This window comes from Halomonas sp. ND22Bw (assembly GCF_003011945.1).
In the GTDB taxonomy this organism is placed as follows: domain Bacteria; phylum Pseudomonadota; class Gammaproteobacteria; order Pseudomonadales; family Halomonadaceae; genus Halomonas; species Halomonas halophila.
Map to the genome: position 1 here is coordinate 1 of NZ_PXWD01000678.1, position 278 is coordinate 278.

Below are 278 nucleotides of genomic sequence, written 5' to 3' on the forward strand. Positions count from 1 at the left end.
CAGACGCTGAACGGCGCCCTCGACGTCCTTGCCCGCGACCAGCATCAGGTCGGCCATTTCGTCCATCACCACGACCAGGAAGGGCAGGGGTTCAGGGCGGATCTTCTCGCTTTCGTAAACCGGACGGCCCTGGTCGTCGAAACCCGTCTGGACCGTGCGCTCGAAATGCTCGCCCTTTTCCTGCGCCTCGCGGGCGCGCTCGTTGTAGGAGGCGATGTTGCGCACACCCAGCTTGGACATGCGGCGATAGCGGTCCTCCATCTCGCGCACCGTCCATT

The 278-nt window shown here is 64.4% G+C and carries 1 protein-coding gene; it reads right to left on the reverse strand.

From position 1 onward, the window contains the following. Window positions 1-278: FtsK/SpoIIIE domain-containing protein (locus CVH10_RS19855; RefSeq protein WP_369335902.1), on the reverse strand; the 278-nt coding region annotated here is incomplete at both ends.